The organism is Sphingomonas sp., assembly GCF_003248515.1.
In the GTDB taxonomy this organism is placed as follows: Bacteria; Pseudomonadota; Alphaproteobacteria; order Sphingomonadales; family Sphingomonadaceae; genus Sphingomonas_I.
In genome coordinates this window covers 120,814-138,753 of the sequence record NZ_QFOB01000007.1, presented here as the reverse complement: position 1 = coordinate 138,753, position 17,940 = coordinate 120,814, and the positions used below count along the sequence as shown (strand labels likewise).

15 protein-coding genes and 1 tRNA gene are annotated in these 17,940 nt (G+C 66.5%); 6 read left to right on the top strand and 10 right to left on the bottom strand.

What is annotated here, in order from left to right:
- Positions 1-6 precede the first annotated feature (6 nt).
- The 3 genes from DI605_RS13605 to DI605_RS13595 form a co-directional block, all read right to left on the bottom strand.
- Positions 7-1,131 carry an efflux RND transporter periplasmic adaptor subunit gene (locus tag DI605_RS13605; protein WP_275503999.1) on the bottom strand — a complete coding sequence of 375 codons (1,125 nt, stop codon included), beginning with the start codon at positions 1,129-1,131 and terminating at the stop codon, positions 7-9.
- 248 nt (positions 1,132-1,379) lie between these two features.
- Positions 1,380-1,455: transfer RNA gene (locus tag DI605_RS13600), tRNA-Glu, on the bottom strand.
- A 128-nt stretch (positions 1,456-1,583) separates the two neighbouring features.
- A complete protein-coding gene (locus tag DI605_RS13595) occupies positions 1,584-1,928 on the bottom strand; it encodes a hypothetical protein (protein WP_293974783.1) in 345 nt (114 codons plus the stop codon).
- A gap of 168 nt (positions 1,929-2,096) precedes the next feature.
- On the opposite strand from DI605_RS13595, the gene DI605_RS13590 reads away from it, so the two are divergent.
- From DI605_RS13590 to leuD, 3 genes are all read left to right on the top strand, one after another.
- Positions 2,097-3,176: a sensor histidine kinase gene (locus tag DI605_RS13590; protein ID WP_293974924.1), complete on the top strand. Its 1,080-nt coding sequence runs from the start codon at positions 2,097-2,099 to the stop codon at positions 3,174-3,176.
- Between the two features lie 17 nt (positions 3,177-3,193).
- On the top strand, positions 3,194-3,994 hold the full coding sequence (locus tag DI605_RS13585) for a LytTR family DNA-binding domain-containing protein (protein WP_293974781.1): 801 nt from the start codon (positions 3,194-3,196) through the stop codon (positions 3,992-3,994).
- Positions 3,995-4,095: 101 nt separating this feature from the next.
- Positions 4,096-4,674 carry a 3-isopropylmalate dehydratase small subunit gene (leuD, locus tag DI605_RS13580; RefSeq protein ID WP_293974778.1) on the top strand — a complete coding sequence of 193 codons (579 nt, stop codon included), beginning with the start codon at positions 4,096-4,098 and terminating at the stop codon, positions 4,672-4,674.
- 50 nt (positions 4,675-4,724) lie between these two features.
- On the opposite strand, the gene phoB is transcribed toward leuD, so the two are convergent.
- The 4 genes from phoB to gph form a co-directional block, all read right to left on the bottom strand.
- On the bottom strand, positions 4,725-5,423 hold the full coding sequence (gene phoB, locus DI605_RS13575) for a phosphate regulon transcriptional regulator PhoB (protein WP_171745235.1): 699 nt from the start codon (positions 5,421-5,423) through the stop codon (positions 4,725-4,727).
- A 10-nt stretch (positions 5,424-5,433) separates the two neighbouring features.
- Entirely contained in the window at positions 5,434-6,135 is a 702-nt protein-coding gene (gene phoU, locus DI605_RS13570; RefSeq protein ID WP_293974774.1) for a phosphate signaling complex protein PhoU, read from the bottom strand.
- A 67-nt stretch (positions 6,136-6,202) separates the two neighbouring features.
- The gene (locus DI605_RS13565) at positions 6,203-7,279 is read right to left on the bottom strand and encodes an ATP-binding protein (protein WP_293974771.1); all 1,077 of its coding nucleotides are present in this window, start codon (positions 7,277-7,279) and stop codon (positions 6,203-6,205) included.
- Positions 7,279-7,947: a phosphoglycolate phosphatase gene (gene gph / locus DI605_RS13560; protein WP_293974768.1), complete on the bottom strand. Its 669-nt coding sequence runs from the start codon at positions 7,945-7,947 to the stop codon at positions 7,279-7,281. Before gph ends, DI605_RS13565 begins: the two co-directional genes overlap by 1 nt.
- A gap of 59 nt (positions 7,948-8,006) precedes the next feature.
- On the opposite strand from gph, the gene glmU reads away from it, so the two are divergent.
- Positions 8,007-9,362, top strand: coding sequence for a bifunctional UDP-N-acetylglucosamine diphosphorylase/glucosamine-1-phosphate N-acetyltransferase GlmU (gene glmU / locus DI605_RS13555; protein WP_293974765.1), 1,356 nt, complete (start codon positions 8,007-8,009; stop codon positions 9,360-9,362).
- Positions 9,359-10,009 carry a methyltransferase domain-containing protein gene (locus DI605_RS13550; protein ID WP_293974762.1) on the top strand — a complete coding sequence of 217 codons (651 nt, stop codon included), beginning with the start codon at positions 9,359-9,361 and terminating at the stop codon, positions 10,007-10,009. Before glmU ends, DI605_RS13550 begins: the two co-directional genes overlap by 4 nt.
- Here DI605_RS13550 and DI605_RS13545 read toward each other — a convergent pair.
- Together DI605_RS13545 and DI605_RS13540 are read right to left on the bottom strand one after the other, a co-directional pair.
- Positions 9,960-12,692, bottom strand: a complete 2,733-nt coding sequence (locus DI605_RS13545; RefSeq protein WP_293974759.1) for an EAL domain-containing protein — start codon at positions 12,690-12,692, stop codon at positions 9,960-9,962. The genes DI605_RS13550 and DI605_RS13545 overlap by 50 nt on opposite strands.
- Before the next feature lie 191 nt (positions 12,693-12,883).
- Positions 12,884-14,602: a DEAD/DEAH box helicase gene (locus tag DI605_RS13540; RefSeq protein ID WP_293974756.1), complete on the bottom strand. Its 1,719-nt coding sequence runs from the start codon at positions 14,600-14,602 to the stop codon at positions 12,884-12,886.
- Positions 14,603-14,813: 211 nt separating this feature from the next.
- On the opposite strand from DI605_RS13540, the gene glmS reads away from it, so the two are divergent.
- The gene (glmS, locus tag DI605_RS13535) at positions 14,814-16,640 is read left to right on the top strand and encodes a glutamine--fructose-6-phosphate transaminase (isomerizing) (RefSeq protein ID WP_293974753.1); all 1,827 of its coding nucleotides are present in this window, start codon (positions 14,814-14,816) and stop codon (positions 16,638-16,640) included.
- Positions 16,641-16,733: 93 nt separating this feature from the next.
- On the opposite strand, the gene DI605_RS13530 is transcribed toward glmS, so the two are convergent.
- Complete coding sequence (locus DI605_RS13530) at positions 16,734-17,936, bottom strand: MFS transporter (protein ID WP_293974750.1); 1,203 nt, start codon at positions 17,934-17,936, stop codon at positions 16,734-16,736.
- Between the last annotated feature and the right edge of the window lie 4 nt (positions 17,937-17,940).

Here is a 17,940-nt window from a genome sequence, read left to right as displayed (position 1 = left end):
GTGCTCCTAGCGCGAGAGGGCGAGCGCCTTCAGCGCGCTCGTTCCGGTGGCGACGACTTGCTCACCGGGCTTTAGCCCCGACAGGATCACCACCTGGTTTCCGGCCGCCGCACCGTGCGTGACTTCGCGGATCGCAAAGCCACCTCGCACCGCCACGAACACGACATCCTTGCCGTTCACGACCGTCACGGCCGCCTCCGGCACAATCACCGCGCCCGGTGGTGCGGAGTCGAAAATCGTCAGACTCGTCGTCCGCCCTGAAACGATATCCGGCCCGGCAGGGATTTCAGCCTTCAGGCTCGCCGAACGAGTCGCCGGATCGATGGTCGATCCCACAGCGATGACGGGACCGCGGATATCGGGGGCGATCTGGACGATCATGCCCGGATGCACCGAGCCGATCAGACGTTCGGGCAACTGGCCGACCACCTCGTAGCGACCGGCCGCGTCGATGACATAGGGTGCGGTCGTGCCGTCCACCGCAGTTCCAGCCTGGATGGCGGCGGAGGTGACGCGTCCGGCGATCGGCGCGGTCAGCGTGTAGGTGCCGCGCTGCCCGTTGCCGTTGACCCTCTTCAGGATGCGTGATTTTTCCGAGGCATCGGCTTGAACCTCGACGGTCATTGCGTTGGCCTCGTCGGCACGCGCGCCCGCGATGATGCCTTCGCGACTAAGCTGTGAGAGGCGGGCGGCATTCGACCTTGCCACGCCGAGGCGCGCGTTGGCGCGGGTGAGATCGGCCCCCAAGGTAAACATGTCGCGGCTGGAGACGATGGCAAGCGGTTGACCCTGCCGGACGGTCTCGCCCTCCACCACGAGCGTTGTTGCCACGACCCCAGGGAAAGTCGCCGCGACCGCGACGCGCGCGTTGGCCGGGGGCTGGATGATCGCGGGGATCGTCGCGATGGGAACCCGGTCCGCCAAGGTGACCGGCGCGAGGTGGATGCCAATCTGTCCAGCGTGACTTGCATCGACCGAAAGAATGTTCGGCGTTCCCGATCCCGCACGTGGGGAGGGGGGTGCTTTGGGCGAGGCGCCTTCCGTCCCGGTTCGGCCCGCGACGTACCACAGGGCGATCAGGATCAATCCGGCGGCAGAGGCAGCGACAAGCAGGTAGGTTCGTCTTTGCATCCTTCCCGGCTAGGGAGCGAATCTGACCGAACCCTGACGAAAAAGACCGCTAATGATTAGGGAATGAACGAGTTCCATCGCGAGTTGAGCGATCGAATTGTGGAGACATTTTGTGGCCACCTCGCAAATGTCCCGTTATGTTCCGAATCATGCCATCAGTGCCCACAGAAAATGTGGGAACGCCTGTGGTATCGGATTTCGTGATTTCTCAAATTATCACGCAAAATGAACGCGATAAATCGCTTGACTGGTGACCCCTACGGGACTCGAACCCGTGTTTTCGCCGTGAGAGGGCGACGTCCTAGACCGCTAGACGAAGGGGCCGTGCGAGCGGAGCGGGGCGCTTATCGGGGCGGCCCGATGGCGTCAAGCGGCACGATCGCAAAAAGATCGGATCGTCCACGAAAAACGGGCGGCGAATGCCTCGCCGCCCGTTATCCGCTATCCGTCGCTTACCAGCCGTAGCGGCCGTAGCCGTAATAATAAGCCGGCGGCGGGGGAGGCGGCGGCGCATAATAATAATCGTAAGCGGGCGGCGCATAATAATAGCCCGGCGCATAAGCGCGGCCATAATAGCCCCGATCATAATAGCCGCGGTTCGACGAGGCGATGGCCGCACCCACGCCCAGGCCGATGATCCCGGCCGCGACGGCGGCACCGCTGCCGCCGCCGCGATGCCCGTAATAATGGCCGCGATAGCCGCCCCGATAGCGCTGCGCATCCGCAGGAGCGGCAGCGGCGACGAGCGTGCCGGCCAAGGCGAGGGCGGTCGCGGCCGTGGTAAGAAACTTGCGCATCCCAGATCTCCAAATCCGATCGACGGATCCCATCCGTTGAAACGCCTTCTAGCGCGATTCGGATGAACCGTCCGAAAATTGGATGTTTAGCCCGCGTTCAGCAGGCAAGAGGCGGTAAGGGCGGCAACGGGTGGCGATATGCGCCGCCTTGGGCTAGCTTGCATGCCGATGCCGCTCCCGCTGCTCCGCTCGCGCCCCCTCTTCGATGACAAGAACAGGGCCTTCTGGACTCTCCAGACGGTCGGCTGGTCGGGCTATTTCATCCTGCGCGCGCTGGGCGGCATCGCCAATGCGATGGGCTGGCTGTTCGTGGTGCCCACCGCGCTCACCACCGCGACGGGCTATTCGCTCACCCTGCTGATGTCGGCCGCCTATCGCCGGCTGTTCCGTCTCTCGGCGACGATCACCTGGCCGGTCTCGATCATGATCCTGCTGCTGGCGTCGGCCGCATTCTCCTCGATCGAGACCTGGGCGCATGCGACCTTCTATCGCGTGGGGCCGATGCCGGAGGGTATCCAGTTCCTGTCGGCGATCCTCCTGGATTTCTCGGTGCTTTCGGCCTGGTCCGCCCTCTATTACGGCATCAATTTCTATCTGGTGGCGGAAGATCAGCGGGAGCAATTGTTGAGGCTGGAGGCGCAGGCCAGCTCCGCCCAGCTCGCCATGCTGCGCTATCAGCTCAATCCGCACTTCCTGTTCAACACTCTCAATTCGATCTCCACGCTGGTGCTGCTGAAGCAGACCGATCGCGCCAATGCGATGCTGTCGCGCCTGTCTTCCTTCCTGCGCTACACGCTGGTGAGCGAGCCCGAAGGCGCGATGAGCGTGGCGCAGGAGATGGCCACGCTGAAACTGTATCTCGAGATCGAAAAGATGCGCTTCGAGGATCGGCTGCGCACGAATTTCGATGTCGATCCGGCCGTGGCGGATGCGCGAATGCCGTCATTGCTGCTTCAGCCGCTGGTGGAAAATGCCGTAAAATATGCCGTGACGCCCAAGGAGGAGGGGGCGGACATCACCGTTTCGGCCAAGCGGATCGGCAACCGCGTTCACATTGAAGTCAGCGACACGGGTCCAGGATCGAACCTTACCGAGGCCATGGCACGGGCAACCGTATCCACCGGCGTCGGTTTGGCGAATATCAGGGACAGGCTCACCCAGGCCTATGGGGCAGACCATCGTTTCGACATTCAGGCCGGGGAAGGTGGCTTCGCCGTCGCCATTGAAATCCCCTACCAGGCCGCTTGATTGAGGACTTCCGACGCATGACCATCCGCACGATCCTGGTCGACGACGAATCGCTGGCAATCCAGGGGCTCCAGCTCCGCCTCGAGCCGCACGAAGACGTGGAGATCGTCGAGACCTGCACCAATGGCCGGGAAGCGATCCGCGCGATCAAGACGCAGAAACCCGATCTGGTCTTCCTCGATATCCAGATGCCGGGCTTTGACGGTTTCTCCGTGGTGTCCGGCCTGGCGGAGGTGGAGCCGCCGCTCTTCGTGTTCGTGACGGCCTATTCCGATCATGCGCTGAAGGGCTTCGAGGCGGGCGCGGTCGATTATCTGATGAAGCCCGTCGATACGGATCGCCTGGCCGATACGATGGAGCGGGTGCGCCAGCGCCTGGCCGAAAAGCGCGCCGCCGAGGAGGTAGTGCAGCTGAAGGAAGTGATCGCCGAACATGCGCCGGAAGCGCATGAGGCCCTGCCTGACAGCGCCGAGCAGCCCGCCTCCAGCCGCTACGAAAAGCTCATCAACATCAAGGATCGCGGCCAGATCTTCCGCGTCGATGTCGATACGATCGAGCGGATCGACGCGGCCGGCGATTACATGTGCATCCACACCGGCGACAACACGCTGATCCTGCGCGAAACGATGAAGGATCTGGAGCGCCGCCTCGATCCGCGCCGCTTCCAGCGTATCCACCGTTCGACGATCGTGAACCTCGATCTGGTGAAGCAGGTAAAGCCGCACACGAACGGCGAATGCTTCCTGGTGCTGGATTCGGGCGCGCGGGTGAAGGTGAGCCGCTCCTATCGCGATGTGGTGGCGCGCTTTGTGCATTGACTTTCGGGGCCTCTCCCGGTGAAGGCCGGGGAGCCGGGCTCCACGCGCACCGCTGGCAGCTCTGGATTCCGGCCTTCGCCGGAATACGGAAGGATGATGACGTGCAGAAGCTGACCGAGATCGAGGGCCGCGCCTATCCGCTTGGCCGGAAGAATGTCGACACGGACGTCATCATTCCCGCCCATTATCTGAAGACGATCACGCGCTCCGGCCTCGGCAGGGGCGCGTTCGAGACGATCCGGGCAGAAGCCGGAAACGTCTTCGACGATCCCGAATATGCGGGTGCCCCGATCCTGATCGCTGGCGATAATTTCGGCTGCGGCTCCAGCCGCGAGCATGCCGCCTGGGCGCTGGGCGATCTCGGCATCAAGGCGGTGCTGGCGCCTAGCTTTTCCGATATCTTCTCGGGCAATGCCTTCAAGAACGGCATCGCCACGATCGTGCTGCCGCAGGATGCGATCGATCGGCTGATGGAGGTGGCGGCCACCGACCGGATCGTCGTCGATCTGGATACGCAGACGGTGACGACGCCCTTTCAGGATCGGTTCGAATTCGCGATGGATCCGTTCCGCCGCGATTGCCTGATGAAGGGGCTGGACGAGATCGGCCTGACCCTGGCGGCCGCGAACGATATCGATGCGTTCGAGGCGGGTATGGCGAAGAGCCGCGCCTGGCTGTAAGCGGCTGCCTCGTTCGCCCTATCCTTGAATGAAGCCCGGGGGCTGGCCCGTCAGGCCACGCCCTCCGCATCCAGCGCATAGCCCGCCGAGCGCACCGTGCGGATCATGTCGGGCAGGTCGCCCACGTTGATCGCCTTGCGCAGGCGGCGGATATGGACGTCCACGGTGCGCGGCTCGATATCGCTCTCGCGGCCCCACACGCTATCCAGAAGCCGTTCGCGCGAAAAGACGCGGCCCGGATGCTCGAGGAAGTGGCGGAGCAGGCGGAATTCGGTCGGCCCCAGCGGCACGGTCGATCCGTCGCGGCGCACGCGGTGGCTGGCGAGATCCATTTCGATCCCGCGATATTCCAGTCGTTCCCCGGCCAGGGCCGGTCGCGTGCGGCGGAGCACCGCGCTCACGCGTGCGACCAGCTCGCGCGGGGAGAAGGGCTTGGTCACATAATCGTCGGCGCCGGTCTGGAGACCGCGGATGCGATCCTCCTCCTCGCCGCGTGCCGTGAGCATGATGATCGGCACGCGCGCCGTTTCACGCGCGCGGCGCAGCCGGCGGCAGACCTCGATGCCGGAAACATTCTCGATCATCCAGTCGAGCAGGACGAGATCGGGCGTGCGCTCGGCGGCGAGCAGCATCGCCTCCTCGCCGTCGCCCGTGCGCTCGACGGAATAGCCGTCGCGCTCCAGATGCCAGGCGATCAGCTCGGCGAGCGCCGCATCGTCCTCGACCAGCAGAATGTGACCTGTCGTCATCGCTTTCCCTTCAGGCGATTTCCGGTGCGAGATGGTCCGCGCCGCGCCCGCGCTCGGCGATCTGCTCGCCCGTGGCGGCGAAATGGACCATCTCGGCGATATTGGTGGCGTGATCGCCGATCCGTTCGAGATTCTTGGCGACGAACAGCAAATGCGTCGACGCCGAGATCGTGTGCGGGTTTTCCATCATGTAGGTGAGCAGGGCGCGGAACAGGCTGTTGTAGAAATCATCGACGATGCGATCCTGCGCGCAGACCTTGGTGGCGGCTTCGGCATCGCGCGCGGCGAAGGCATCCAGCGCATCATGCACCATCTCCGCCGTGGCGCGCGCCATGGCGGGCAGGATGGAGAGCGGCTCGATCCCCCGGCTGTCGAGCAGCAGCGGCACGCGCTTGGCGATATTCTTGGCATAATCGCCGATCCGCTCGATCACGCCGGCAATCTTCAGCGCGGCGAGAATCTCGCGCAGATCGTCCGCCAGAGGCGCGCGCAGGGCGATCAGGCGGACGACCTGGCGTTCCAGTTCGGCCTCCAGCCGATCCAGTTCCCGATCGCCTTCCACGATCGCGGCGGCTGCCTCGGCATCGCGATTGGCGAGCGCCGCTATGGCCCCGTCGATCGCTTCCTCGGCCAGGCCGCCCATCTGGGCGACGAGCGCGCGAAGCTCCGCAAGATCCTCGTCGAAGGATTTCAGGATATGTCCGGTCGCCATTGCCATATTCCGCCTCGCTGCGCGTAGCTGCGCTTCAAGACAGTGATGTTACACGAAATCGGCGGGTTCAGGAGAGTGTGGCGAGCGGCAATGTGACAGTGACGGTGGTGCCGGCGCCGACGATGCTGACGATATCCAGCCTTCCGCGATGCCGCTCCACCACATGCTTGACGATCGCCAGGCCCAGCCCGGTGCCGCCCAGCGCGCGGCTGCGGCCGGGATCGACGCGGTAGAATCGTTCGGTGAGGCGCGGGATCAGCTCGGCGGGAATGCCCTCTCCCTCATCGCGCACGATCAGGATCGCATTGTGATCCGCCGTGCCGATGGAAACGGCGACCGGGCTTTCCGGCCGGCCATATTTCAGCGCGTTGCCGATCACGTTGTGAAGCAGCTGGAGCAACTGGGCGCGATCGCCATGGACGTTCGCGACTGGCGCCTCGATCGAGCAGAGGACGCGGCCTCCGGATTTGCCGCCGCCCTCGATCTCGGCGCAGGCGACGCGGGTGAGGGCGACGAGATCGATCGTCTCGCGCGGCACCACGAAACGATCCGCCTCGATCCGGGAAAGCGACATCAGATCGTCGATCAGCCGCTGCATCCGGCGTGCCTCGGCCCCCATGATGCCCAGGAAGCGGGCGCGGATCGGTGCGTCGTCCGGCCCGTTCGCATCCTCCAGCGTTTCGATGAAGCCGATCAGCGCGGCCAGCGGCGTGCGCAGCTCGTGGCTGGCATTGGCGACGAAATCCGTGCGCATCCGTTCGGCCGCCTGGGCTGAACTGCGATCCTCGAGGCGGACGAGCCGGCGGCCGTCCGCCAGCGCGCTGACCGCCATTTCCCAGCGCCGGTCCGGATTGCCGAGCCCGCCGATCGCCACCGGCCCTTCGCGCGTGCCCGCCAGCAGCGCGCTGGCCTGGGGATGGCGCAGCGCGAGCCGCACGTCCTCGCCATCCACATAGGCGCCGAAAAGCCTGCGCGCGGCGGCATTGGCGGCGGTCACGATGATGCCGTCCAGCAGCAGCAGCGGCTCCGGAAAGCCATCCAGCAGCGCGGCCGCGTCCGCGGCGCGGTCCGTTTCGGGCGCCGAATCCGCGGGCTCGTCCCGCGCGGGGCGGCGACCTCCCAGCAGTTCCGGCCAGCGTGCCATCAGCCTCCCAGGCGCTCCAGCGCGGGGATCAGCTCGTCATAATGATCGATCAGCACATCCGCACCCAGCTCCGTGGGTGGGCGGTCATGAAAACCGAAGGAGAGCGCGACGCAGGGTATGGCGGCGGCAAGGGCGGTCGTCGTATCGGTGATGCTGTCACCCACGAAGGCGGCGCGCCCGCCGCCGGCACGCGCGATCGCGGCGAGAAGGGGGGCGGGATCGGGCTTGCTCACCCCCACCGTATCGCCGCCGATTATGACAGCGAAGCGACGATCCCAACCAATCTCCTTCACGAAGCGCCGGGCCAGGCTTTCCAGCTTGTTGGTGCAGATGGCGAGCGCCACGCCGCGCGCGGCCAGCCTGTCCAGCGTCGCCTCGCAGCCCGGAAAGGCGAAGCTTTCATCCGCGATATGCGCCTCATAATGTTCCAGGAAGATGGGGAAACCGCGCTCCACCAGCGCCTCATCCTCCACGCCCGCCGCGATCAGCCCCTTGCGCAGCAGGGCCTTCGCGCCATGGCCCACCATGTGGCGCACATCTTCGGCCGGCACGATTGGAAAGCCCAGCCTCTCCAGCGTGTGATTGAGCGCGGCGGTCAGATCCGGGGCGGTATCGGCCAGTGTGCCATCCAGATCGAAGGCGACGACATCGAAGGGAAAAGCGATCATGCCCGTCGACTAGCGGCCCGAGTGGCGCGCGCAAGCGGAACATGGCAGAGGAGCCGGCCATGACCGAAAAGCGCCCGCCGCTCGCTGCCATCGTCCTCGCCGCAGGCAAGGGCACGCGCATGAAATCCGATCTCCACAAGGTGCTGCACCCGATTGCGGGCAAGCCGATGCTGGGCCACCTGACGGACAAGGTGGCGAGCCTCGGTGCGGAACGCACGGTGATCGTCGCGGGCGCCGGGCGGGAGCAGGTGGAAGGCTTTGCCGCGCCGCTGGGACTGGCCGTGGCAGTGCAGGCCGAACAGCTCGGCACCGCGCATGCCGTGCTACAGGCGCAGGGCGCGCTCGCCGGCTTCGCGGGTGACGTTCTGATCCTCTATGGCGATGTGCCGCTCGTTTCGGCCGAAACCATGGCCCGCATGATCGATCGGCTCAACGCGCCCGATCGGCCGGCGATCGTCGTGCTCGGCTTCCGCCCCGCCGATACGCTCAGCTACGGCCGCATCATCGCCCAAGGCGATCATATCGTGAAGATGGTGGAACATAAGGACGCAAGCCCCGGGGAACGCGCCGAAACCCTGTGCAACAGCGGACTGATGGCGGCGCGCGCCGCCGATCTCTGGCCGCTTCTCGCCCGCGTGGGCAATGCCAATGCGGCGGGCGAATATTATCTGCCCGATATCGTCATGCTCGCGGCCGCCGACGGCCGCGCCTCGGCCGTGATCGAGGCGGAGGCAGATGAGGTGGCGGGCGTGAACAGCCGGGCGGAGCTCGCCTCCGTCGAGGCGATCTGGCAGCGCCGCGCGCGTGATCGCGTGATGGCGGACGGCGCCACCCTGATCGCGCCCGAAACGGTGTGGCTCGCCTGGGATACGATCGTGGGCCGCGACGTGACGATCGCGCCGAACGTGGTGTTCGGCCCGGGCGCCACGATCGCGGATGGCGTGACCATCCATGCCTTCAGCCATATCGAGGGGGCGAGCGTGGCGCGCGGCGCGATCATCGGCCCCTATGCGCGCCTGCGCCCCGGTGCCGAGGTGGGCGAGGAGGCGCATGTCGGCAATTTCGTGGAGCTGAAGAAGGCGCGGCTCGGCAAGGGGGCGAAGGCCAATCACCTCACCTATCTGGGCGATGCGGATATCGGCGCGGGCAGCAATATCGGCGCCGGCACGATCACCTGCAATTATGACGGCTTCGGCAAATATACCACGCGGATCGGGGAGGGGGCCTTCATCGGATCGAACAGCGCGCTGGTGGCACCCGTGGCGATCGGCGCGGGTGCGATCGTGGCGGCGGGATCGGTGGTGACGCGGGATGTGGCCGCCGATGCGCTGGCGGTGGCGCGCGGATCGCAGGAGGACCGGCCCGGCTGGGCCGCGCGCTTCCGCGAGAAGAAGCGCGCCGAGCGCGCGAAATGAGCGTGCTGCGCGGCCATGAACTGAAGGCCCGGCTCACGCAGCCGCGCGATGAATGGTGGGATCGGCGGCTGGGCGTGAAGACGTTCGGCTATCATGGCGGATCGGGCGAATGGGGCACGGCGGACTGGGCCTCCCATTATCAGCCCCTGTCCTATGCGCAGATCTTCGCGGGGCTGGCGGCGGCCGAATTGTCCCCGGAGGATGTCTTCACCGATCTTGGCTGCGGGCTGGGGCGCGCGCTGTTCGCCGCCGCCCATGCCGGGGCGGGTCGGGCGGTGGGCGTGGAACTGGTGCCGGAACTGGCGCGCGCTGCGGAGGCCAATCGCAGGCGCAGCCGGCTGCTCGATCGCGATATCCGCATCGTCGAGGCCAATGCGCTCGATCATCCGCTGGGCGATACCAGCCTGCTCTATTTCTTCCACGCGCTGAGCGCGCAGATCCTGGCGCAGGTGATCGCCAACATCCGTGCGGCGCGGGAAGCGGCACCTCCCGGCCGCCCGCTGCGGATCGTCTATGCCAATCCGGTGTTCGATGATGTGCTGGCGGCCAGCGGCTGGCTCGATCGGGTGCGGACGATCCCGGCGGAGCCCGAACGGTTCAGTTCGGTGCAGACCTATGGGATATCGATCTGGCGATCGGCGCGCTGATCGGGCAGCTGCGCAGCATCGCCTCGGCCTCCTCCATCGGCATGGGGCGCCCGAACAGATAGCCCTGGCCCTGATCGCAGCCCTGCCGCAGCAGATAATCGGCCTGCGCCTGCGTCTCCACGCCTTCGGCCACCACCTCCATGCCCAGCCGCCGGCCCAGGCCGAGCACGGCATCCACGATCGCGGCATCGCCCGATCCTTCGCTCAGATTCGATATGAAGCTGCGATCGATCTTGATGACGTCGACGGGGAAGGCCTGGAGATGCGTGAGCGAGGCGAAGCCGGTGCCGAAATCGTCCAGCGCGATGCGGACCCCCTTGCGGTGGAAGGCTTCCAGCGTGCTGGCCACGTCATGCGCGCTGCGGCCGAGAAAGACCGTCTCGGTCACCTCCAGCTCGAAGCGTTCGGGCGGTATGCCGGCATGGGCCAGCTTGTCCATGATCCGGGGCACCAGATTTTCGTGACGCACCTCGGCCGGCGAGAGATTGAAGGCGATGCGGCCGAAATCGATGCCGCGATCCAGCCAGCTTCGCATGTCGCGCAGGATATTTTCCAGCATCCGCTCGCCCATCTGGATCGCGATGTCGAAATCCTCGAAGGCGGCGGCGATGGTGGAAGGGGGCTGAATGCCCTTCAGATCGTGCCGCCAGCGCAGCAGGGCCTCGAATCCGGTGATGCGTCCGTCCGTCAGCGAGATCTTGGGCTGATAGAAGGGAATGATCCGGTTCTCGCGCGCGACGACGCGGGCAAGCCCGAGCATCGACGAGCGTCGCTGGACATCGGCGCGCATCTCCGAGCGGAAGACGGAGAGGGCGCCGCGCGAGGCCGCCTTGCCGGCATACAGCGCCATGTCCGCCGATTTGAGCAGATCGGTCGCCGTGCCGCCATGCTGGGGAAAGATCGATGCGCCGGCTGTTGCTGCGCAATCCAGCGTGTGGCTATCGAATGAGAAGGGTTCGTGCAGTGATTTCAATGCACTGCCAATGCCTTCTACAATCGTTTCTTCATCCGATGAATGGATGAGCGCCGCGAATTCGTCCCCACCAAGCCGGCCGAGGATCGATCCCTCCGGTAGCGTTTCGCGCAGGCGATCGGCGAAGGTGCACAGCAGGTGATCGCCCGCATCATGGCCGATCGTATCGTTCGTCGTCTTGAGATGATCGACGTCGAACAGCGCCAGGGAGAGGCTCGCATCCGTGGCGTGGGCGATGCCGATCGCCATCTCAAGCTGATCGGTGAAGGAGGCGCGGTTGGGCAGGCCGGTCAGCGCATCGTGCGTCGCCGTCCAGCGGATGCGCTCCTCCACCGTGCGCTCTTCCGTCACGTCACGCACCGTCACGAGGATGCGGTCGAGCCGGCCGGATGGTGCCTGGATGCGCCAGCCGTTGGTGCGCATCCACCGAAGGGCTCCCGTATCGGCGCGATGGATGCGGATCGTCGTATCGAAACGATGGGTGCCGTCGCCCACCTCCACCGCCTGGATCAGATCCACCAGCATGTGGCGGTCTTCGGGAACGATGAGGTCCAGCGCCGTCCGCAATTCGGCGGCTGCCGCCTCGGGCAGGCCCAGCATCTGCTTCAGCTCGCGTGACCATTCGCGGCGGCCGCGCACCGCATCATAATCCCACACGCCAAGGCCGGAAGCCTCCGCTGCTAGGCGGAAGCGTTCCTCGCTTTCGCGCAGCGCGTTTTCCGCCACCCGGCGATCGTGAATGTCCTCCAGCGTGCCATACCAGCGGATGATGGCGCCACTTTCGTTCCGCCGTGCTGTCGCCCTGGCCCGAAACCAGCGATCGCCATCCGCCGTCCGCAGGCGATATTCCACGTCCGCCGGATCGCCCGAGACGAGCGCGCTCTCCCATTGGGTGATTGTCGGGCGCACGTCATCGGGGTGAACCCGATCGAGCCAGCCGAAGCCGAGCGCATCGGCGGGATCGGCCCCGGTCGTTGTGGCCCAGCGCGGGCTGACTTCCTCGATCATGCCCGTGGGCGTCGCGGTCCACGTGATCTGCGGGGCGAGTTCCACCGTATAGCGATAATGCTCCTCGCTCTCGCGCAACTCCAGTTCTGCCGCGCGGCGGACGGTGATGTCGCGCGCGACGGAGATGGTGGAGACCGTCTGGCCCAGTTCATCGCGCAGGAAGGAGACATCGACGGAGCACCAGATGGCCGAGCCATCCGGCCGGATATAGCGCTTCTCGACGCGGTAGGGCTCGCCGTTGGCGATCCGCTCGCGAAAGAGGGCGGCGCTGTGCGCGCGATCCTCCGGGTGCGTGAATTCTTCCGCCGGCAACCCGTCGAGATCCTCGACGGAGCGACCGACCAGCTCGCAATAATGATCGTTCACCATCAGCACGCGCAAATCCAGATCGCGGTGCAGGATGCCGATCCGCGCCTGACTGAGCACGGCGTTCAGGTTCAGGAAGGGGGCGGGGCGAGCACGATTGACGCGGCCGTCCATCGGCACCTGTGGCCAGCCGGCCAGCGCCGCGCAGAGCTCCGCGACGAGTTCGTGAGGCGAGCTTGCTGCCGAAGATGGCGTATCGGACGATGGGCCGTCCGGGCCTTTCAACCGGCGTGCATTGGCCCCACCCACGATACCGTACTCCGCCTTCTGCTGGCCGCCCGGGAAAACACCCCCGGCCGGGTTCGGCACAGCCGTCCGCAATACAATGCGGCGCACCGTATCCGCCTGTGAGTATCTCCAGTCAAACCCTTATAAATTAATAAAAAAGGAGTTCGACCAAAGGCTGGTCGCGAGCGCTGCGGATTTTCGGGGAATCTTCGGGGCTTATCGGCTGGAGTGGGACGGGAGGGCATCGCCGGCGCGGCTGGGGCATGACCGAATCGGCCGGTGCCCCCTGGCCGGAGCGATCAGGCCGGTCGCTGACCCCGGTGGCCCGGCCGCGGAGGGCGGCCATGAGAGGCGCGGGGGCCGCCCTGACCGCCGGGGGCACCATGGGGGCGTCGGCCCATCGCCGGCGGCTCGCCCGGCGCGCGTTCGATCCGGATGCCGCTTTCATCCTCACCGCGCGGATCGGCGGTGCGGGCGAGCGCGGCGGCGAACTTGCCGGAAATCGCGCTCGGCACCTGAAACCAGGTCTCGCCCGGCAGGATCCGGATCGCGCCCACCTCATTCTTCGTGATGTGCCCGCGCCGGCACAGCAGCGGGAGGATCCAGCGCGGATCGGCATTCTGGCGCCGGCCCACATCCATGCGGAACCACACCGTATCGTCGAAGCCGGGGCGATGGCGATCCGCCTGCGCCGCGCGGCGCGCCTCCGGCGTATTCTCGGTCAGTTCCTCGGGCTGCGGCATAGCGGCGCGGTGCGCGCGCACGACGAGCGCGGCGATATCCTCGGGCGATTTCTCGGCCATCAGGCGTTCGGCGAGCGCGCGATCCTCCTCGTCGAATTCCACGGGCTCCAGCATCGCCGTAATCAGCCGTTCGCGATCATTCTTGCGGATATCCTCCGGCGTGGGCGCCGAGATCCACTCCGCATTGATGCGAGCGCCCTTCAGCACCTGCTCCACGCGGCGACGGCGCGGATAGGGCACGATCAGCACGGCCGTACCCTTCTTGCCCGCGCGGCCGGTGCGGCCCGAGCGATGCTGGAGCGTCTCGGCATCGCGGGGAAGCTCGACATGGATGACGAGGCTGAGCGAGGGCAGATCGATGCCGCGCGCGGCGACGTCGGTTGCGACGCAGACGCGGGCGCGGCGATCGCGCAGCGCCTGCAGCGCATGATTGCGCTCGGACTGGCTATGCTCGCCCGAAAGCGCCACGGCGGAGAAGCCGCGCTCGACGAGCGTGGCGTGAAGATGGCGCACATTGTCACGCGTGGCGCAGAACAGGATCGCCGTCTCCGCCTCATGGAAGCGCAGCAGGTTGATCACGGCATGTTCGATATCGGAGGGCGCGACCGTCACCGCCTGATAGGTGATGTCGCCATGGCCGCGATCCTCGCCCACCGTGGTGATGCGCAGCGCATCCTTCTGATAGCGCTTGGCGAGCTGGACGATGGGCTTGGCCATCGTCGCGGAGAACAGCAACGTGCGGCGCTCGGGCGGCGTCGCGTCGAGAATTTCCTCCAGATCCTCGCGGAAGCCCATGTCGAGCATCTCGTCCGCCTCGTCGAGCACGGCGACGCGCAGCGCGGAAAGATCGAGCGCGCCGCGCTCCACATGATCGCGCAGGCGGCCCGGCGTGCCGACCACGATATGCGCGCCGTGGCTCAGCGTGCGGCGCTCCTTGGAGGCGTCCATGCCGCCGACGCAGGTGGCCACCCGCGCGCGGGCCGCGCCATAGAGCCACATCAGTTCGCGGCTCACCTGCAAGGCCAGTTCGCGCGTCGGCGCGATGACGAGGGCGAGCGGCGTCTGCGGCGGGGGAAGCTGGCCATCGATCAGCAGTTGCTCGGCGAAGGCGAGGCCGAAGGCCACCGTCTTGCCGGAACCGGTCTGGGCGGAAACGATGAGGTCGCGGCCGAGCGCCTCAGGCTCTAGAACAGCGGCCTGAACGGGGGTGGGGGCTTCATAGCCACGCGCGGCGAGCGCCTCGCCCAGAAGCGCCGGAAGAGAAGAAAAAGGCATGATCGTCCTGAATTGGGTGCGTCAACAGACGCTGCAAGCGTGGGAGAGCGAGCGCATCCCGCAGCCCGCGACGAACCCTTATGCCACATAATGATCCGAACGCGAAGCGCGGAGCGTTAACGCTCGGATCACGGCTCGCGCGCCGTTCAGCTTCGTGTAAACCGCACGCGCGCTTTGCGCCGTCGCATCACCTTTTGGGGCTCGGAATCGAATGTGCGGAATCATCGGGATCGTCGGCAAGGAAGATGTCTGCGGGCGCCTGCTCGAAGGGCTGCGGCGGCTCGAATATCGCGGCTATGACTCGGCCGGCATCGCCACCGATCATGATGGCCTGATCGATCGCCGCCGCGCCCCCGGCAAGCTCGATAATCTCGCGGGCGTGCTCGCCGCGCAGCCCATGCCCGGAAAGACCGGCATCGCCCATACGCGCTGGGCCACGCATGGCGCGCCGACCGAGGATAATGCGCACCCCCATGCCACGGGCGAAGTCGCCGTCGTCCACAACGGCATCATCGAGAATTTCAAGGCGCTGCGCGATGAATTGCAGGCGCGCGGCCGCACCTTCACTTCGCAGACCGATACGGAGGTGGTCGCCCATCTCGTGTCCGAACGGATCGAGGCGGGGGACGCGCCCGCCTCCGCCGTGGCACAGGTGCTCAAGCGACTGCACGGCGCCTTCGCGCTGGCGATCCTGTTTCGCGAGCATCCCGATCTGCTGATCGGCGCGCGCCTCGGCTCGCCGCTCGTCGTCGGTTATGGCGAGGACGAGACCTATCTCGGCTCCGATGCGCTGGCGCTGGCGCCGCTCACGCAGCGCATCTCCTATCTGGAGGAGGGCGACTGGGTCGTCATCACGCGTGATGGTGCGCAGGTGTTCGACAGGGACGACCAGCCGGTCGAGCGGCCGATCGTCGTTTCCGGCGCGACGGACATCGCCATCTCCAAGGGCAATCATCGCCACTTCATGCTGAAGGAGATTTACGAGCAGCCGATCGTCGTCGCGCAGACGCTGCGCACCTATCTGCGCCGGCTGGATGGCGAGCTGGCGCCGGTGCCGGTCGAGGATTTCGATCTGGGCGCGATCCGCCGCGTGACGATCGTTGCCTGCGGGACGAGCTATTATGCCGGCCTCGTCGCCAAATACTGGTTCGAGCAATTCGCGCGCGTGCCCGTCGACATCGATGTGGCGAGCGAGTTCCGCTATCGCGAACCCGTGCTGGAAGAAGGCGGGCTGGCGCTCTTCATCAGCCAGTCGGGCGAGACGGCGGATACGCTGGCGGCGCTGCGCCATGCCCGCGCCGAGGGGCAGAAGATCGCGGTCGTCGTGAACGTGCCGACTTCCACAATGGCGCGCGAGGCGGATCTGCTGCTGCCAACCCATGCCGGGCCGGAAATCGGCGTCGCTTCCACCAAGGCCTTCACCTGCCAGCTCGCGGTGCTGGCGGCGCTGGCGGCCAATCTCGCCAAGGCGAAGGGGCGGCTTTCCCCGGCCGAGGAGCGCGGCATCGTCCGCCACCTGTCCGAGGCGCCGGCCTCGCTCAACGGCGCGCTGGCTTATGACGAGGCGATCCAGGAGATGGCGGGCGTGATCGCGGCCGCGCGCGACGTGCTGTATCTGGGGCGCGGGCCGGATTATCCGCTGGCGCTGGAAGGCGCGCTGAAGCTCAAGGAAATCAGCTATATCCACGCCGAAGGCTATGCCGCCGGCGAGATGAAGCACGGGCCGATCGCGCTGGTGGACGATAGCGTGCCGATCATCGTGATCGCGCCTTCGGGGCCGCTGTTCGAAAAGACCGTCTCCAACATGCAGGAGGTTCAGGCGCGCGGCGGCAAGGTGGTGCTGATCTCGGATTATGATGGCGTGCAGGCGGCGGGCGAGGGATGCGTGGCCACGATCACGATGCCCAAGGTCCATCCGCTGATCGCGCCGCTCGTCTATGCGGTGCCGATCCAGCTGCTCGCTTATCATGTCGCCGTCGCCAAGGGCACGGACGTGGATCAGCCGCGCAACCTGGCCAAGAGCGTCACGGTGGAGTGAGAGCCCGGATCGCGTCGTCGCGAGCATGGCGGCGCGATCCGGTGCGTCGCCACCGCCGGATGCCTCGACCGCGCCCGCGGTGAGGTCGGTGTTTCAGGCGCCGGCCGTTGCCGCCACGCGCTGGTTCGAAAGCCACCAGGCGAAACACCAGATGGCGAGGCCGCCCAGCGCGAGCGCGCAGCCGACATAGCCGGTGGAGGTCCAGCCATAGCCCGCGCGGATCGCCATGCCGCCCAGAATGGGGCCGATCGCGTTGGCGGTGTTGAAGGCCGAATGATGGAGCGAGGCGGCGAGGGCCTGCGCATCGCCCGCCACATCCATCAGCCGCGTCTGCAGCACCACGCCATAGGCGCCGCCAAAGCCGATCGCGAAGACCGAGACGAGCAATGTCGGCAGGTGCGGTGCCGCGAGCGGCCACAGGAGCAGCATCACGGCGGACCAGAGCAGCAAGGCGGCCGCCGTGGGCATCAGGCTGCGATCGGCGAAACGCGGCACCACCATCGTGCCCGCCGTCATGCCCGCGCCAAACAGGATGAGCGCGACCGGGATCATCGCGGGCGATACCTTCGTCACCGCCAGCATCGTATCGGCGAGGTAGGTATAGACGGCGAAGAGGCCGCCGAAGCCGACAGCGCCGGTGCCCAGCGTCAGCCACACCTGCGGCCGGCGCAGTGCGCCCAGTTCGCGCAGAGGGCTCGCGTCGGCTTCGGCCTTGTGGGCGGGCGCGTAGAGCGCGACGAGCATGGCGGTCGTCAGCGCGAGGATCGCGACGAGCGCGAAGCCCCAGCGCCAGCCGATCACCTGGCCCAATATGTTGGCGAAGGGCACGCCCACGATCGTCGCGATCGTGAGGCCCAGCATCACCCGGCCCACCGCCGCCGTACGCCGGTTGGCCGGCACCAGCGAGGCCGCCAGCAGCGCCGCGATGCCGAAATAGGCGCCGTGGGGCAGGCCGCTCAGGAAGCGGAAAAGCAGCATCCAGTGATAGGTTGGCGCGATACCGGAAAGGCCGTTGGCGATGCCGAAGAACAGCATCAGCACGATCAGCAGGGTGCGGCGCGACATTTTTGCGGCCAGCACTGCGATCGTTGGCGCGCCGACCACCACGCCCAGCGCATAGGCGCTGATGACATTGCCCGCCGTCGGCGCATCGATGCCCAGATCGCGCGCGAAATAGGGAAGCAGGCTCATCGTCGCGAATTCGGTCGTGCCGATCGCGAATCCGCCGACCGCGAGCGCGAAGTGGACGAGCGCGGGGTGAACCGCGCGCGCAGTATCAGGCTGATGGATTTGCATTGCG

Bases quoted from the DNA above. Each gene is read 5' to 3' on its own strand.
- DI605_RS13605 (WP_275503999.1), bottom strand. From the start codon at position 1,131: ATGCAAAGACGAACCTACCTGCTTGTCGCTGCCTCTGCCGCCGGATTG.
- DI605_RS13595 (WP_293974783.1), bottom strand. From the start codon at position 1,928: ATGCGCAAGTTTCTTACCACGGCCGCGACCGCCCTCGCCTTGGCCGGC.
- DI605_RS13590 (WP_293974924.1), top strand. From the start codon at position 2,097: ATGCCGCTCCCGCTGCTCCGCTCGCGCCCCCTCTTCGATGACAAGAAC.
- DI605_RS13585 (WP_293974781.1), top strand. From the start codon at position 3,194: ATGACCATCCGCACGATCCTGGTCGACGACGAATCGCTGGCAATCCAG.
- phoB (WP_171745235.1), bottom strand. From the start codon at position 5,423: ATGACGACAGGTCACATTCTGCTGGTCGAGGACGATGCGGCGCTCGCC.
- phoU (WP_293974774.1), bottom strand. From the start codon at position 6,135: ATGGCGACCGGACATATCCTGAAATCCTTCGACGAGGATCTTGCGGAG.
- DI605_RS13565 (WP_293974771.1), bottom strand. From the start codon at position 7,279: ATGGCACGCTGGCCGGAACTGCTGGGAGGTCGCCGCCCCGCGCGGGAC.
- gph (WP_293974768.1), bottom strand. From the start codon at position 7,947: ATGATCGCTTTTCCCTTCGATGTCGTCGCCTTCGATCTGGATGGCACA.
- glmU (WP_293974765.1), top strand. From the start codon at position 8,007: ATGACCGAAAAGCGCCCGCCGCTCGCTGCCATCGTCCTCGCCGCAGGC.
- DI605_RS13550 (WP_293974762.1), top strand. From the start codon at position 9,359: ATGAGCGTGCTGCGCGGCCATGAACTGAAGGCCCGGCTCACGCAGCCG.
- DI605_RS13540 (WP_293974756.1), bottom strand. From the start codon at position 14,602: ATGCCTTTTTCTTCTCTTCCGGCGCTTCTGGGCGAGGCGCTCGCCGCG.
- glmS (WP_293974753.1), top strand. From the start codon at position 14,814: ATGTGCGGAATCATCGGGATCGTCGGCAAGGAAGATGTCTGCGGGCGC.
- DI605_RS13530 (WP_293974750.1), bottom strand. From the start codon at position 17,936: ATGCAAATCCATCAGCCTGATACTGCGCGCGCGGTTCACCCCGCGCTC.